The organism is Achromobacter sp. NPDC058515 (assembly GCF_042721735.1).
Classification (GTDB): domain Bacteria; phylum Pseudomonadota; class Gammaproteobacteria; order Burkholderiales; family Burkholderiaceae_B; genus Achromobacter.
This window is the reverse complement of sequence record NZ_JBHXNI010000012.1, coordinates 1-14,329: the sequence shown is the minus strand read 5'-3', so window position 1 is coordinate 14,329 and position 14,329 is coordinate 1. Positions and strand designations below refer to the sequence as shown.

Genomic DNA, 14,329 nt, shown 5'->3' with positions numbered 1-14,329 from the left:
GTTCCAGTCCTTATTCCTTCAACAGCGCTTGCCAGTCCATCCGTTCGATGATGTCGGCGGACAGCGCGCTGACCGGCGACAGATTGAACACCGACACGCCGCGCGCTCGCCATTGCGTCGACGCGAACCTGAACGACGGCTCGATCAGGCGGGCGAAATGGCGCGACAGCCGGCTGGTCTGGGGACGCTCGCCCTCGTCATAGAAGCGCAGGCCGCTTTGAACCGTCAGGTCCAGGCCATGGACATACACCCGGCGCGCTCCGCCGGACACCAGCACCTGCAGGGCCGCGTAGGCCACGGTGTCGGCATCGAACACGCCCAGCGACGCATTGAAGCTGTAGCCCAGCCCCAACTTGGCGTCCAGCAGCTGCACGTCGGGAGTTGCGGCGGCGATGCGCTTGAGCACTGCCGGCGCCGCACTGCGCTCATACGCGCGCCGGGAAATCAGCTCGATGATGCAGATGCGGCAGCGGATGTGCTCCTGCGGGATGCCCTGCATGATATAGCGCAGCACCTCGGGAAACACGTACAGGGTCAGGTCGCGCGCCACGATCTCGCGTACCAGATCAATGCGGTCCCGAACGAAATTCTGGTCGATGATGCAGTAGTACTTGAACTGCAGATCGAACTTGCGCGCCAGCGCGATGGCGCCATTGACGCCCATCGCCACGCCGATATTCAGCCGGTCATAGGGGATCTGAGCGATGGATGGGCCGGTCAGGATCAAATGCACCGATTCATCGGCCGGATCGTAGCCCTGCATCAGGGGCGTGACCGGCAGCGAACGGCCAAAGGCGCGGAACCCGCAGATGACGCCCTCCCGGTCCCTCCAGATCCGCACGAATGGCCAAAGATGCTGGTTGTGCCTCTGGGGACGCGAGCGCAGCGTGCGAAAAAGCTTGCGCACGAAACGGTCGGCCCGTCCGCCGCCCACATGTTCGGAAGGGGGAGAGAGAATGGAGTCGTTCATCTACGGTCCAGGCAAGCCATTACCCGCCGAATGCCCTTAACCGGCCGAGACCAGCGACGCGATCGCGTTGCCGACGTCGACGGTGGAAGCGTTGCCCTTCATATCGCGCGTCCGCGGACCTTCCGCCAGCACGGTCTCGATCGCCTTCACGACCGCGGCCGACGCCTCGGGATATCCCAGGAAATCCAGCATCAATGCGCCGCTCCAGATCTGCCCGATCGGGTTGGCGATGCCCTTGCCATAGATATCCGGCGCCGAGCCATGGACAGGCTCGAACAGCGAGGGGAACTTGCGCTCGGGATTCAGGTTCGCCGACGGGGCGATACCGATGGTGCCAGTGCATGCCGGCCCCAGGTCGGAAAGAATGTCGCCGAACAGATTGGACGCCACCACCACGTCGAACCAGTCCGGGTGCTGCACGAAATGCGCGCACAGGATATCGATGTGATACTTGTCCCACCGCACATCCGGATAGTTCCCGGCCATGTCGGCCACGCGCTCATCCCACCAGGGCATCGAAATGGAGATGCCGTTGGATTTGGTCGCGGCGGTCAGGTGCTTGCCGCGCTTCCGGGCCAGCTCGAACGCGAACTTCAGCACGCGTTCGGCGCCGATGCGGGTGAACACGCTTTCCTGGATGACCACTTCGCGCTCGGTTCCCTCGAACAGGCGGCCGCCGCTGTTCGAGTATTCGCCTTCGGTGTTCTCGCGCACGATGAAGAAATCGATTTCGCCAGGCTTGCGGTCGGCCAGCGGGGACGGCACGCCGGGCATCAGACGCACCGGGCGCAAATTGATGTATTGGTCGAACTCGCGGCGGAACTTGAACAGCGAGCCCCACAGCGCCTCGTGGTCCGGCACGGTGGCGGGCCAGCCGATGGAACCGAAGAAAATCGCTTCATGCTGGCCGATCTGGGCCTTCCAGTCGTCCGGCATCATCTTGCCGTGCTTGGCGTAATAGTCGCAGCTCCAGTCGAAGTGATCCCACTGGAACTCGATGCCGAAGCGCGTCGCCACGGCATCCAGCACCTTCAACCCTTCAGGCACGACCTCCTTGCCGATCCCGTCTCCCGGAAGCACTGCAATCTTGTGTTTCTTAGCCACCACGTTTTCCTTTAGTTCCTGGGTTCACCGCCCAGAATCATAGGCATAAAAGGCGGCAGCGGAATACCCCCCGTTACAAAACGTCCGGAGGGCTGACGCTCCAATGAGAGGAGCTGGTTCAGCGTCGGGTTTTCGACCCCAGCAGCGATCCCAGGATCCCGCGCGCGAGCTCGCGCGCAATCGAACGGGCCGTGCTCTTGGCCATGGTCTGCACCACGCCGTCGCGCTTGCCGCCGCGAGGGCCGGTCGAGCCGAACAGCACGTCGTTCAGGCCGCCCATCCAGCCGCCGCCCGACTCCTCGGCCGGCGCCTGGCCGCCGGGCTTGGGGGAAGCCCCCTTCGCGCCCGCCTGATCCGCCGGCACGGCCGCGCGGCCCGCCAGGATTTCGTAGGCCGACTCCCGGTCGACCTCCTTTTCATACTTGGCCGCCAGCGGGCTGCCCTGGCGCAGGGCCTGCCGTTCGGCATCCGTCGCCGGCCCGATCCGGCTGGCCGGCGGCACGATGAACGCGCGCTCGGTCGGCATGGGCCGGCCCTTGGCGTCCAGCAGCGACACCAGCGCCTCGCCCACGCCCAGTTCGGTAATGGCGGCTTCAATATTGAGACCCGGATTGGGGCGCATGGTCTGCGCAGCCGTCTTGACGGCCTTCTGGTCCCGCGGGGTAAAGGCCCGCAGGGCGTGCTGGACGCGGTTGCCCAGCTGGCCCAGGACGGTGTCGGGAATGTCCAGGGGGTTTTGCGTCACGAAATAGACGCCCACGCCCTTGGACCGGACCAGGCGCACCACCTGCTCGATCTTGTTCAGCAGCGCCGACGGCGCGTCATTGAACAGCAGGTGGGCTTCATCGAAGAAGAAGACCAGCTTGGGCTGGTCCATATCGCCCACTTCGGGCAGCTTTTCATACAGGTCCGCCAGCAGCCACAGCAGGAAGATGGCGTACAGGCGCGGCGCCTGCATCAGCTTGTCGGCGGCCAGCACGTTGACCATGCCCCTGCCCTGGGCGTCCGTGCGCATCAGGTCGGCGACGTCCAGCATGGGCTCGCCAAAGAATTTCTCGGCGCCCTGCGACTCCAGCGCCAGGAGGGCGCGCTGGATGGCGCCCACGCTGGCCGACGATACATTGCCGTAGCGCGTCTTCAGTTCGGCCGAGCGGTCGGCGACGTTCTGCAGCATGGCCCTCAGGTCCTTCAGGTCCAGCAGCAGTTGCCCTTCGTCGTCCGCCACCTTGAAAACAAGGGTCAGAACCCCTTCCTGGGTGTCGTTCAATTCCAGAATGCGCGACAGCAGCAGCGGCCCCATGTCCGTGATCGTGGCCCGGACCGGCAGGCCCTGCTCGCCAAACACGTCCCACAGCGCGACCGGGCTGGCCGCCCAGGCAGGTTCGGACAGGCCCAGGTTCTTGAGCCGTTCCTGCAGCTTGGGGCTGGCCGCGCCCGCCTGGGAAATGCCGGTCAGGTCGCCCTTCACGTCCGCCATGAACACCGGGGTGCCCAGGCGGGAAAAAGATTCGGCCAGCACCTGCAGCGTGACGGTCTTGCCGGTGCCCGTCGCCCCGGTGATGCAGCCGTGGCGGTTGGCCAGGGCCGGCAGCAGCGCCAACTCGGTCTGCGCATTCTTGGCGATGACAATGGGGTTGGGCATATGCGGCTCTCCGGACCAGGGATCAGATGGATGCCCAAGTGTAGAGCCTGCCGCCCGCCTTGTGCGCGTGGCAATAAGGACACATGCGCCCCCCCGCCGGGCGCGAGGGCCGCCGGCACGGTAAAATTCCCTCTTTGCAGACAATTTATCCTGGGAAGCCATGGCCGGACACAGCAAATGGGCCAATATTCAGCACCGCAAAGGGCGCCAAGACGCCAAGCGCGGAAAGCTCTGGACCAAGATCATTCGTGAAATCACCGTGGCGGCGCGCGCCGGCGGCCCCGACCCGGACAGCAACCCGCGCCTGCGCATGGCCTGGGACAAGGCGACCGACGCCAACATGCCCAAGGACAACATCCAGCGCGCCATCCAGCGTGGCGCCGGCGGCGCAGACGGCGTCGCCTACGAGGAAGTCCGCTACGAAGGCTACGGCATCGGCGGCGCGGCCGTGATCGTCGACTGCATGACCGACAACCGCACCCGCACCGTGGCTGAAGTCCGCCACGCCTTCGCCAAGAACGGCGGCAACCTGGGCCAAGAAGGCTCGGTGGCCTTCATGTTCAAGCATTGCGGCCAATTCGTGTTCGCCCCCGGCACCCCGGAAGACAAGGTCATGGAAGCCGCCCTCGAGGCCGGCGCCGAAGACGTGACGACCGACAGCGAAGGCGTGATCGAAGTCGTGTGCGCTCCGCCCGACTACGCCGCCGTGCGCAAGGCTTTCGACGACGCGGGCCTGAAGGCCGAAGTCGACGGCATCGTCATGAAAGCGCTGAACGAAACCGAACTGGCCGGCGAAGACGCCGTCAAGATGCAGAAACTGCTCGACGCCCTGGAAAGCCTGGACGACGTGCAGGAAGTCTATACGACCGTCATTTTCGACGAAGCGCAGTAATTCCCCTTTCCCGGCGCGCAAGCGGCATCGTTCGCCTGCGCGCATCTTCAGACTCACGCAACATGAAACTCCTGGTAATTGGCTCGGGCGGCCGCGAACATGCCCTCGCCTGGCGGCTGGCCCGCTCCCCGCGCGTACACAAGGTGTACGTTGCTCCGGGCAACGGCGGCACGCAACGGGCCGAGCAGATGGAAAACATCCCGCTCACCAATGCCGAGGAGCTGGCCGATTTCGTCCAGCGCGAAGGAATCGCCCTGACCGTCGTCGGTCCGGAAGCGCCCTTGGCCTCCGGCGTCGTGGACGTGTTCCGCGCCCGCGGCCTGAAGATCTTCGGCCCCACCAAGGCGGCCGCCCAGCTCGAGAGCTCGAAGGACTACGCCAAGGCCTTCATGGTCCGGCACAACATCCCGACCGCGCGCTACGAGACCTTCACCGATCCGGCAAAGGCCCACGCCTATATTGACCAGGAAGGCGCCCCCATCGTGATCAAGGCCGACGGACTGGCCGCCGGCAAGGGCGTCGTGGTCGCCGCCACGCTGGAAGAAGCGCATGCCGCGGTGGACGCGATGCTGGGCGACGGCTCCATGGGCGAAGCCGGCGCGCGCGTCGTCATCGAAGAATGCCTGGTGGGCGAAGAAGCCAGCTTCATCGTCATGTGCGATGGCCGCAATGTGCTGGCCCTGGCCACCAGCCAGGACCACAAGCGCCTGCAGGACGGCGACCAGGGTCCCAACACGGGCGGCATGGGCGCCTATTCGCCCGCGCCCGTCGTCACCCCCGAATTGCACCACCGCATCATGCGCGAGATCATCCTGCCGACCGTGCAGGGCATGACGCGCGACGGCATTCCGTACACGGGTTTCCTGTACGCCGGCCTGATGATCGCCCCCGGCGACGATCCCGACCGCGAGATCAAGACCCTGGAATTCAACTGCCGCATGGGCGATCCCGAAACCCAGCCCATCATGATGCGCGTCAAGAGCGATCTGCTCGACGCCCTGGAGCACGCCGTGGACGGCACGCTCAATAAGGCCGACATCGTCTGGGACCGCCGCACCGCGCTGGGCGCCGTGCTGGCCGCGCACAACTATCCGAACACGCCGCGCACGGGCGACGTCATCCGCGGCCTGCCCGCCGATGCCGAGGACTGCATGGTCTTTCACGCCGCCACCAAGCTCGACGGCGACGAAACCAAGACCACCGGCGGCCGCGTGCTGTGCGTCACGGCGCTGGGAGACTCCGTCAAGATGGCTCGCGACCGAGTCTACGAAGCCATCGACGGCATCCATTTCGATGGCCGCCAGTACCGCAGCGACATCGGCTGGCGCGCGCTGAAGCCCTCGCAGCAAAAGCCCAAGTCCAACGCGTAACCGGAACCGCCGATGAAAGCCCTGCCCGTCTCCGCCGTCCGGGACTACCTCACCGGCCTGCAGGCCCGTATCGTCGGCGCGCTGGAAGAGGCCGAAGGCGGCCCCTTCCGTTCCGACGAATGGGTGCGGCCCGAAGGCGGCGGCGGGCTGTCGCGCCTGCTGGAAGGCGGCGCGCTGTTCGAGCGGGCCGGCGTGCTGTTCAGCCACGTCCAGGGCTCGAAGCTGCCGCCCTCGGCCAGCGCGCATCGCCCGGAGCTTGCCGGCCGTTCGTGGGAAGCCATGGGCGTGTCCATGGTGCTGCATCCGCGCAATCCTTACGTGCCCACCACGCACATGAATGTGCGCATGTTTGTCGCGGCGGCCCGGCCCGGCCACGACGAGGCCGACGTCTTCTGGTTCGGCGGCGGCATCGACCTGACGCCGTACTACCCGTTCGAGGAAGACGCCCGGCACTTCCACACGGTGTGCCGCGATGCGTTGGCCGGCCACGGCGCCGACTACTATCCGCGCTACAAGCGCTGGTGCGACGAGTATTTCTTCCTGAAGCACCGCAACGAAACGCGCGGCATCGGCGGCATCTTCTTTGACGACCTGAACGCGCCCGGCTTCGACGCGTCGTTCGCGCTGACCCGATCGGTCGGCGACGCCTTCCTGGCCAGCTACATGCCCATCGTCGAAAAACGCCGCGGCCTGTCCTATGCGGAACGCGAACGCGATTTCCAGGCCTATCGCCGCGGCCGCTACGTCGAATTCAATCTGGTCTTCGATCGCGGCACGCTGTTCGGCCTGCAATCGGGCGGACGCACCGAATCGATCCTGCTGTCCATGCCGCCCCTCGCGCAGTGGCGCTACGACTGGCAGCCGCAAGCCGGCACGCCCGAAGCCGAATTGGCCGCCTACCTGACGCCGCGGGACTGGGTTTGAAGCGCATCGGGCTCCTGGGCGGCAGCTTCGACCCCGTCCACATCGCGCACATCGCACTGGCGCAGAATGCCTTGCAGGCGCTCGCGCTGGCGCAGGTGCAGCTCATTCCCGCCGCCAACCCGTGGCAGCGGGCCGCGCTGCACGCCACGGCCGGGCAACGCCGCGACATGCTGCAACTGGCGGTCGCCGGACACGCCGGCCTGGTCGTCAACCCCATCGAAATCGAACGCGGCGGCGCCACCTACACCCTCGACACGCTGCGCGCCCTGCCCCAGGACGCGCACTATGTCTGGCTGCTGGGCGCCGACCAGCTGGCCAACTTCTGCACCTGGCGGGATTGGCGGGAGATCGCCCGCCTGGTAGACCTGGCCGTGGCCACGCGTCCCGGCACGGCGCTCAACGCGCCGCCGGAACTCGCCGAATGGCTGAGCAGCCAGGCCCGCGAACTGCAGGAACTTCCCTTTCCCCCCATGCCGGTGTCGGCATCCGATATCCGCCGGCGCCTGGCGCAAGGCGAATCCACCGACGGGCTGCTTGCCGCGCCCGTGGCCGCGTATATTGCGGCGCACCATCTTTACCGATAAACCCACACCCGCCCGGCGCTGAAAGCGTCACGGGGCCAGCATCCGCTGTCCGTGCGCGGGTTATATTTGCAGCTATGGATATACAGAAACTCCAACGCGCCGTCATCGATGCCCTCGAAGACGTCAAGGCGCAAGACATCAAGGTCTTCAACACCACGCATCTGACGAGCCTGTTCGATCGCGTCGTGATTGCAAGCGCCACCTCCAACCGCCAGACCCGCGCCCTCGCCTCCAGCGTTGCGGACCGCGGCCGGGCTCTCGACCTCACCGGCATCACCATCGAAGGTGAAGATACGGGCGAATGGGTTGTCGTCGACCTCGGCGACGTCGTCGTGCACGTCATGCAACCCGCCATCCGCCAGTACTACAACCTGGAAGAGATCTGGGGCGGCAAGCCGGTGCGCGTGAAGCTCCTGCCCGAATCCACCCGGCCCGCTCCGATCGCAAGCGACAGCGGCGGCGCCTACGACGACTCCGAGTACTGAGCGCGTCGTGAAGCTGATCGTCGTGGCAGTGGGCACGCGGATGCCGGACTGGGTGCAGACCGCCTGGGACGACTACGCCAAGCGCCTGCCGGCCGACTGCGCGCTGGAGCTGCGCGAGATCAAGCCCGAACCCCGCACCACCGGCAAGACGCCCGCCCAGATGATGGCGGCCGAAGCCAAGCGCATCGAAGCCGCCCTGCCGGCAAGCGCGTTGCGCCTGGCCCTGGACGAACGCGGCCGCGACCTCACCACCATGGCGTTGTCGCAGAAGCTGGAGCAATGGCGGGCAGGCGGCCAGGATGTCGCCTTCCTTGTCGGCGGACCGGACGGCCTGGACCCCGACCTGAAGGCGTCGGCAAGCGGCCAGTTGCGGCTGTCGTCGCTGACCTTGCCGCACCCCATGGTGCGCGTGGTGCTGGCCGAGCAGCTCTACCGCGCCTGGGCCATCATGACCAACCATCCCTACCATCGCGCCTGACCCCTGGCCGGCCCGGCGCCTATCCTGTTCCGCATGACCGACACCGTCGACACCCCAGCCCCTACCCCGCGCCTCTATCTTGCGTCGGCCAGCCCCCGGCGACGCGAATTGCTTACGCAGATCGGCCTGGCGCATGAGGTCCTGCTCGCGCCAGCCCCGCCGGGCGAGGACGAGCCGTGGCATGCCGGCGAAAGCGCCGCTGACTACGTGCGGCGCACCGCAAGGGACAAGGCCTTGCGCGGGCGCGACTGGATGCGCGGTCAAGGCTTGCCCCGCCTGCCCTTGCTGGCCGCCGACACCACGGTCATCCTGGCTGGCGACGTCCTGGGCAAGCCCGCCGATCGCGACGACGCCATGCGCATCCTGCGGGCCTTGTCCGGCTCTGCCCATGAAGTGCATACCGCCGTCGCCGTCTGGACGGGCGACCAATTGCTGGAAGCCGTCTCCATCACCGAAGTCCGCATGCGCGAGCTGAGTGCCGAAGAAATCGCCCGCTACTGCGACAGCGGCGAACCCTTCGGCAAGGCCGGCGCCTACGGCATCCAGGGCCTGGCAGGCGCCTTCATCTCGCACATCGCCGGCAGCTATACCGGCGTGATGGGCCTGCCCCTGTTCGAAACGGCCAAGCTGCTGCGCGAGGCCGGCATCCAGATTCCCTGAGCCGGCGCCTTCCCCATACGAAAAATCCCCCGTGGCCTTGCGGCCCCGGGGGATTTTTTTACGCGATGCCGATCAGCTTTGCCGGGCGGGCTCGCTCAACGCGACCTGGGGCTGCGCGGCGGCGGGCGGCGCCCCGGCGCCATCCAGCGCGGCATGCAGCTGCTCCTGGTCCAGCTCGCCTTCCCAGCGCGCCACGACGACGGTGGCGGTCGCATTGCCGACCAGGTTGGTCAGCGCGCGGCATTCGGACATGAAGCGGTCCACGCCGAGGATCAGCGCCATCCCGGCGACGGGCACCGAGGGCACCACCGACAGCGTGGCGGCCAGCGTGATGAAGCCCGCGCCGGTCACGCCCGCAGCCCCCTTGGAGCTGAGCATCGCCACCAGCAGCAGCAGGATCTGATCGCCGAGCGACAAGGGAATGTCGCAGGCTTGCGCAATGAACAGCGCCGCCATCGTCATATAGATGTTGGTGCCGTCCAGGTTGAACGAATAGCCGGTGGGCACCACCAGGCCGACAACCGACTTCGAACACCCGGCGCGCTCCATCTTTTGCATCAGCGTCGGCAGGGCGGCTTCGGACGAGCTGGTGCCCAGCACCAGCAGCAGCTCTTCGCGGATGTAGCGGACCAGCTTCAGGATCGAAAAGCCGTTGTAGCGGGCAACCAGGCCCAGCACCACGACTACGAACAGCACCGACGTCGCATAGAACGTGCCCACCAGCATCGCCAGGTTGACGACCGACTTGATGCCATACTTGCCGATGGTGAACGCCATCGCGCCGAAGGCGCCTATGGGTGCGGCCTTCATCAGGATCGCGACCATCTTGAAGATCGGCTGCGCCAGCGCGGTCATGAAGTTGAGAATGGGCTTGCCGCGTTCGCCGACCATGGCCAGCGAGATGCCGAACAGCACAGCCACGAACAGCACCTGGAGAATATCGCCGCCCACGAACGGACTGAAGATGGTCGTGGGGATCACGTTCATCAGGAAGCCGGTGATGGTGGAATCGTGCGCCTTGGCGACATATCCGGAAACCGCTTTCTGGTCGAGCGTCGCGGGGTCGATGTGCATGCCGGCGCCCGGCTGGACGATGTGGCTGACGATCATGCCCACGATCAGCGCAAGCGTGGAGAAGACCAGGAAATACAGCATGGCCTTGCCCGCCACGCGGCCCACCTTCTTCAGGTCGCTCATGGCGGCGATCCCGGTGGCCACGGTCAGGAAGATGACCGGGGCGATGATCATCTTCACCAGCTTGATGAAGGCGTCGCCCAGCGGCTGCATCTGCTGGCCGAGCTCCGGCTTGAACGCGCCCAGGAGCACGCCGACCACGATGGCGAAAATCACCTGCACGTACAGGATTTGATAGAACTTGAGCTTGCGCGCGGGCGCGCCTTGATCCACTTCGATCATTGGGATTTGTCCCCACCAATGTCCCTTGCTCCGGGCGGGTTCAGCGCGACGGGCGACGGGGCGTTATCTGTTTTATGGCCATGCAGTCCTGCCGCATGCCGATTTCACCGCTCGGGAATGTGCCGCGGCTTGCGGTTCTATATGCAAAGGCCATGCCAGGAACGGCAAGCGCGCTACGTCACGGACAAACCATTGATAAGCAAGGAAATTCTGAAATCCCCACTGAATCTGGCAGGCTGTTTGTGGCGGAAATTCGCACAGAAACCAGATAAAATGTGCGAAAAACCGCACACTCATGCCAAACGCCCCGCCCCCCTCTTCAGGCCCCCCGCCCTCGCCGGACCATGCCGCGCCGTCCATGCGCGCCTGGTCGTGGCGGTGGCGCGTGGCCTTGACCCTGCTGATCGTCGGCATCGTGTTCGGCGTGCTGCATGCGGCCACCCTTTGGGCCCGCGACCGCGCCTTGGAAGACGCTGCGGTGCAGGCCCGCGGCGCGGGCCAGATCAATGCCGCCCTGCTGCGCAACAACCTGGATAAGTTCAGGGCGCTGCCTTTCGCCCTGACGCAGGACGTCGACCTGCGCGCGGCGCTGCAGGGCGCCAGCGCCGCGCAGATCGAAGCGCTGGATGAAAAACTCGATGCGCTGAGCCGCGGCGTCGGCGCTTCAGCCATCTACGTGCTGGATAAGAAGGGCCTGGCGATCGCCGCCAGCAACTGGCGCGAACCCGCCACCTTCGTCGGGGTGGACTATCAGTTCCGCCCCTACTTCCAGGGTTCCGTCGCGCATGGCTCGGCAGAGCATTTCGCCCTCGGGACGGTCAGTCACGAAGCCGGGCTCTACCTGTCGCGGCGCGTGGACGACGCCGGCGGCGCCATGCTGGGCGTGGTGGTCCTGAAAGTGGACTTCCGGGATCTCGAAGCCGACTGGCGGCAATCCAACGCTCCCATCTTCGTCACCGACGAACATGGCGTGGTGCTGCTGGGCAGCATTCCGGACTGGCGCTTCCAGGTCCTGGCACCGCTACCGCCCGCGCTGGCGCATACCCTGCGCGCCAGCCTGCAATTCGGCGACGCCCGTTTCCAGCCGCTACCCATCAGCCCGCCGCTGCAGCCCGTCAGCACCGGCCAGCTCGTGCGCACCAACCAGGCCCTGCCGCGGGCTCCCGCCGGAGCGCCCCTGTTGCACACCACCCTGCCCGTCGTCGAATCGCCAGGCTGGACCTTGCACCAGTTATCGCCCGTGCAGGCCGCCATGAACCAGGCGACCGCCAACGCCCAGCTGGGCGCGCTTTTGGCGCAAAGCGCGCTGGCCGCCCTGATCGGCATCGTCCTCTACCGCCGCCATCGCGGCCGCGAACGCGCGAACCAGCAGGCGGCCATCCGTCAACAGCTCGCGGCGCTGGTCGACGAGCGCACCGCGCAGCTGCGCGAGGTCAACGAACATCTGCTCGACGAAATGGACGAGCGCCAACGCGCCGAGTCCCGATTGCACACCATGCAGGATGAGCTGGTGCAGGCCAGCAAGCTTGCCCTGCTGGGCCAGGTCGCGGCGGGCGTGGCGCACGAAATCAACCAGCCCGTGGCGGCCATACGCGCCTATGCCGACAACGCCGCCGAGTTCCTGCGGCGCCAGGACGGCAACGCGGTGCAGGAGAACCTGGGCACCATCGCGGCGTTGACCGAACGCATCGGCCACATCACCGGCGAGCTTCGCGCCTTTTCCCGCAAGGCGGGCGCCACGGTCGGCCCCACCAGCCTGATGCAAGCGCTGGAAGGCGCGCTGCTGCTTGTCGGGCCGCGCGCACGGCGCCAGGGCGTCGCCATGCTGCAACCTCCCCGGGATCAGGACTGCCTCGTGCAGGCCAATCGCATCCGGCTGGAACAGATATTGGTGAATCTGCTGCAGAACGGGCTCGAGGCGCTGCAAGGATTGCCGGACGGTCGCATCAGCCTGGCGCTGCAAGACCTGGGGGCAACCGTGCAACTGCATGTCCACGACAACGGTCCCGGCCTGTCCGAAGACGCCCGCGCCCGCCTGTTCACGCCCTTTCACACGACCAAGCCGGACGGCCTGGGATTGGGCCTGGTGATCAGCCGCGACATCGCCCTGGAATTCGGCGGAGACCTGCGCGCCGCGCATCCTGCCGATCCGGTCTTTTCCTCCCCGCATGCGCCTGCCCGGGGAGCCATGTTCATCCTGACCCTGCGCAAGGCGCCGGACCAGCCCAACGCTTCGAGCACGCTCCATGCCCCGCGCAACTGAATCCCCTCCGCCTTCCGCCGCTGCACCCGATGACGGCCTGCGCAAGCCCTTCGCGCCGCACGCCGTATTCATCGACGACGACGACGAACTGCGCCGCGCCAACATCCAGACCCTCAAGCTCCACGGCATTTCGGTGGATGCGCATGCGAGCGCGCTCGCGGCGCTGCCCGCCTTGAGCCGGGACTTTGACGGCGTGGTCGTGACCGACATCCGCATGCCGGACATGGATGGGCTGCAGCTCTTCCAACGCCTGCGCGGCATAGATCCCGACATCCCCGTCATCCTGATTACCGGCCACGGCGACATCGCCACGGCTGTCCAGTGCATGCGGGACGGCGCCTATGATTTCCTCTCCAAGCCCTATCCCGCCGACCGCTTGATCACCGCCATCACCCATGCCGCGGAGAAGCGCCGCCTGGTGCTCGAGAATCGTCGCCTGCGTGAAGCCGCGTTCGCCATCGAAGCGGATGAAGTTCCCTTCATCGGCGCCACCCCCGCCATGGAGCGCATCAAGCAGACGCTGCGCCACATCGCGGACGCCGATGTCGATGTGCTTGTCGAAGGGGAAACCGGGACCGGCAAGGAAGTCGTGGCCACCGCGCTGCATCGACTCAGCCGCCGCAGGCATCGCGCACTGGTGGCGATCAACTGCGGCGCCCTGCCCGAAAGCGTCATCGAAAGCGAACTTTTCGGCCATGAAGCCGGCGCGTTCACCGGCGCCCAGAAGAAGCGCATCGGACGCATCGAGCACGCCAGCGGCGGCACGTTGTTCCTGGACGAAATCGAAAGCATGCCGCTGGCCGTGCAGGTCAAGCTGCTGCGCGTCCTCGAATCGCGCCAGATCACGCCGCTGGGCAGCAATGAAGTGCGCACGCTGGACCTGCGCGTCGTCGCCGCCACCAAGGAAGACCTGGGCAGTCCCGCCATACGCGCCAAGTTTCGCGAAGACCTGTTCTACCGGCTGAACGTGGTCACGATCCGGATTCCGCCGCTGCGCGAACGCCGGGAAGACATCCCGCTGCTGTTCGCCCACTACCTCGGCCACGCCTCGCGCCGCTTCCAGCGCGATATCCCGGAGATGCCCGCCTCGATCAGGCAGCATCTCATGACGCACGATTGGCCCGGCAATGTGCGCGAACTGGCCCACTTTGCCGAGCGCGTCGTACTGGGCGTACTCAACGCGCCCGCGCCCGCAGCGGTCCAGGCCCAGACCGAGGCGCCAAGCCTGCCCGAACGCATGGAGCACTTTGAAGCCCAGCTCATACGCGATGCGCTGGCCGCGCATCGGGGCGACATTAAAGCCACCCTCGAAGCACTGGGCATCCCGCGCAAGACGTTCTACGACAAGCTGCAACGCCACGGCATCGATCGCCAGCAATACCTAGGCGCTTCCAACGCGCCGGATCTCTAGGGGATGTAGTCCTGCGGAATAAAAAACCCCCTCGCGGCGTCAGCCGCGAGGGGGTTTTCTGTATGGGTTTCGGCCTGCCGCGCGTGGCCGGCGCCGCAAAGACAAAACCCCACAGGGGATACCTGTGGGG

Annotated in this window: 13 protein-coding genes; 9 read left to right on the top strand and 4 right to left on the bottom strand. The window is 66.3% G+C overall.

The genetic code is table 11. The features are described from left to right. Positions 1–10 precede the first annotated feature (10 nt). The 3 genes from ACFWP0_RS20080 to ACFWP0_RS20070 form a co-directional block, all read right to left on the bottom strand. On the bottom strand, positions 11–970 hold the full coding sequence (locus tag ACFWP0_RS20080) for a hypothetical protein (RefSeq protein WP_377844977.1): 960 nt from the start codon (positions 968–970) through the stop codon (positions 11–13). A 36-nt stretch (positions 971–1,006) separates the two neighbouring features. Further along, a complete protein-coding gene (locus ACFWP0_RS20075) occupies positions 1,007–2,074 on the bottom strand; it encodes a tartrate dehydrogenase (RefSeq protein WP_377844975.1) in 1,068 nt (355 codons plus the stop codon). Positions 2,075–2,192: 118 nt separating this feature from the next. Beyond that, positions 2,193–3,716 carry a helicase HerA-like C-terminal domain-containing protein gene (locus ACFWP0_RS20070; protein WP_377844973.1) on the bottom strand — a complete coding sequence of 508 codons (1,524 nt, stop codon included), beginning with the start codon at positions 3,714–3,716 and terminating at the stop codon, positions 2,193–2,195. A gap of 160 nt (positions 3,717–3,876) precedes the next feature. Between ACFWP0_RS20070 and ACFWP0_RS20065 the strand changes: the two genes are divergently transcribed. From ACFWP0_RS20065 to ACFWP0_RS20035, 7 genes are all read left to right on the top strand, one after another. Then, complete coding sequence (locus ACFWP0_RS20065) at positions 3,877–4,608, top strand: YebC/PmpR family DNA-binding transcriptional regulator (protein WP_377844971.1); 732 nt, start codon at positions 3,877–3,879, stop codon at positions 4,606–4,608. Positions 4,609–4,670: 62 nt separating this feature from the next. Then, complete coding sequence (gene purD / locus ACFWP0_RS20060; protein ID WP_377844969.1) at positions 4,671–5,978, top strand: phosphoribosylamine--glycine ligase; 1,308 nt, start codon at positions 4,671–4,673, stop codon at positions 5,976–5,978. A 12-nt stretch (positions 5,979–5,990) separates the two neighbouring features. Beyond that, complete coding sequence (hemF, locus tag ACFWP0_RS20055) at positions 5,991–6,902, top strand: oxygen-dependent coproporphyrinogen oxidase (RefSeq protein WP_377844967.1); 912 nt, start codon at positions 5,991–5,993, stop codon at positions 6,900–6,902. Then, positions 6,899–7,486, top strand: coding sequence for a nicotinate (nicotinamide) nucleotide adenylyltransferase (nadD, locus tag ACFWP0_RS20050; RefSeq protein ID WP_377844965.1), 588 nt, complete (start codon positions 6,899–6,901; stop codon positions 7,484–7,486). Before hemF ends, nadD begins: the two co-directional genes overlap by 4 nt. A gap of 74 nt (positions 7,487–7,560) precedes the next feature. Next, positions 7,561–7,971, top strand: a complete 411-nt coding sequence (gene rsfS, locus ACFWP0_RS20045) for a ribosome silencing factor (RefSeq protein ID WP_377844963.1) — start codon at positions 7,561–7,563, stop codon at positions 7,969–7,971. A 7-nt stretch (positions 7,972–7,978) separates the two neighbouring features. Next, complete coding sequence (gene rlmH, locus ACFWP0_RS20040) at positions 7,979–8,449, top strand: 23S rRNA (pseudouridine(1915)-N(3))-methyltransferase RlmH (protein ID WP_377844961.1); 471 nt, start codon at positions 7,979–7,981, stop codon at positions 8,447–8,449. 33 nt (positions 8,450–8,482) lie between these two features. Then, complete coding sequence (locus ACFWP0_RS20035; protein WP_377844960.1) at positions 8,483–9,109, top strand: Maf family protein; 627 nt, start codon at positions 8,483–8,485, stop codon at positions 9,107–9,109. Positions 9,110–9,181: 72 nt separating this feature from the next. Here ACFWP0_RS20035 and ACFWP0_RS20030 read toward each other — a convergent pair whose 3' ends face one another. Then, positions 9,182–10,525: a dicarboxylate/amino acid:cation symporter gene (locus ACFWP0_RS20030; protein WP_377844958.1), complete on the bottom strand. Its 1,344-nt coding sequence runs from the start codon at positions 10,523–10,525 to the stop codon at positions 9,182–9,184. A gap of 358 nt (positions 10,526–10,883) precedes the next feature. On the opposite strand from ACFWP0_RS20030, the gene ACFWP0_RS20025 reads away from it, so the two are divergent. Both ACFWP0_RS20025 and ACFWP0_RS20020 read left to right on the top strand, forming a co-directional pair. Beyond that, positions 10,884–12,788 carry an ATP-binding protein gene (locus tag ACFWP0_RS20025; protein ID WP_377844956.1) on the top strand — a complete coding sequence of 635 codons (1,905 nt, stop codon included), beginning with the start codon at positions 10,884–10,886 and terminating at the stop codon, positions 12,786–12,788. Beyond that, complete coding sequence (locus ACFWP0_RS20020; protein ID WP_377844955.1) at positions 12,772–14,199, top strand: sigma-54-dependent transcriptional regulator; 1,428 nt, start codon at positions 12,772–12,774, stop codon at positions 14,197–14,199. The genes ACFWP0_RS20025 and ACFWP0_RS20020 overlap by 17 nt, the downstream gene beginning before the upstream one ends. Positions 14,200–14,329: the final 130 nt, after the last annotated feature.

Coding starts and splice junctions, on each gene's coding strand:
- ACFWP0_RS20080 (WP_377844977.1), bottom strand. CDS start 970: ATGAACGACTCCATTCTCTCTCCCCCTTCCGAACATGTGGGCGGCGGA.
- ACFWP0_RS20070 (WP_377844973.1), bottom strand. CDS start 3,716: ATGCCCAACCCCATTGTCATCGCCAAGAATGCGCAGACCGAGTTGGCG.
- ACFWP0_RS20065 (WP_377844971.1), top strand. CDS start 3,877: ATGGCCGGACACAGCAAATGGGCCAATATTCAGCACCGCAAAGGGCGC.
- purD (WP_377844969.1), top strand. CDS start 4,671: ATGAAACTCCTGGTAATTGGCTCGGGCGGCCGCGAACATGCCCTCGCC.
- hemF (WP_377844967.1), top strand. CDS start 5,991: ATGAAAGCCCTGCCCGTCTCCGCCGTCCGGGACTACCTCACCGGCCTG.
- rsfS (WP_377844963.1), top strand. CDS start 7,561: ATGGATATACAGAAACTCCAACGCGCCGTCATCGATGCCCTCGAAGAC.
- ACFWP0_RS20035 (WP_377844960.1), top strand. CDS start 8,483: ATGACCGACACCGTCGACACCCCAGCCCCTACCCCGCGCCTCTATCTT.
- ACFWP0_RS20030 (WP_377844958.1), bottom strand. CDS start 10,525: ATGATCGAAGTGGATCAAGGCGCGCCCGCGCGCAAGCTCAAGTTCTAT.
- ACFWP0_RS20025 (WP_377844956.1), top strand. CDS start 10,884: ATGCGCGCCTGGTCGTGGCGGTGGCGCGTGGCCTTGACCCTGCTGATC.
- ACFWP0_RS20020 (WP_377844955.1), top strand. CDS start 12,772: ATGCCCCGCGCAACTGAATCCCCTCCGCCTTCCGCCGCTGCACCCGAT.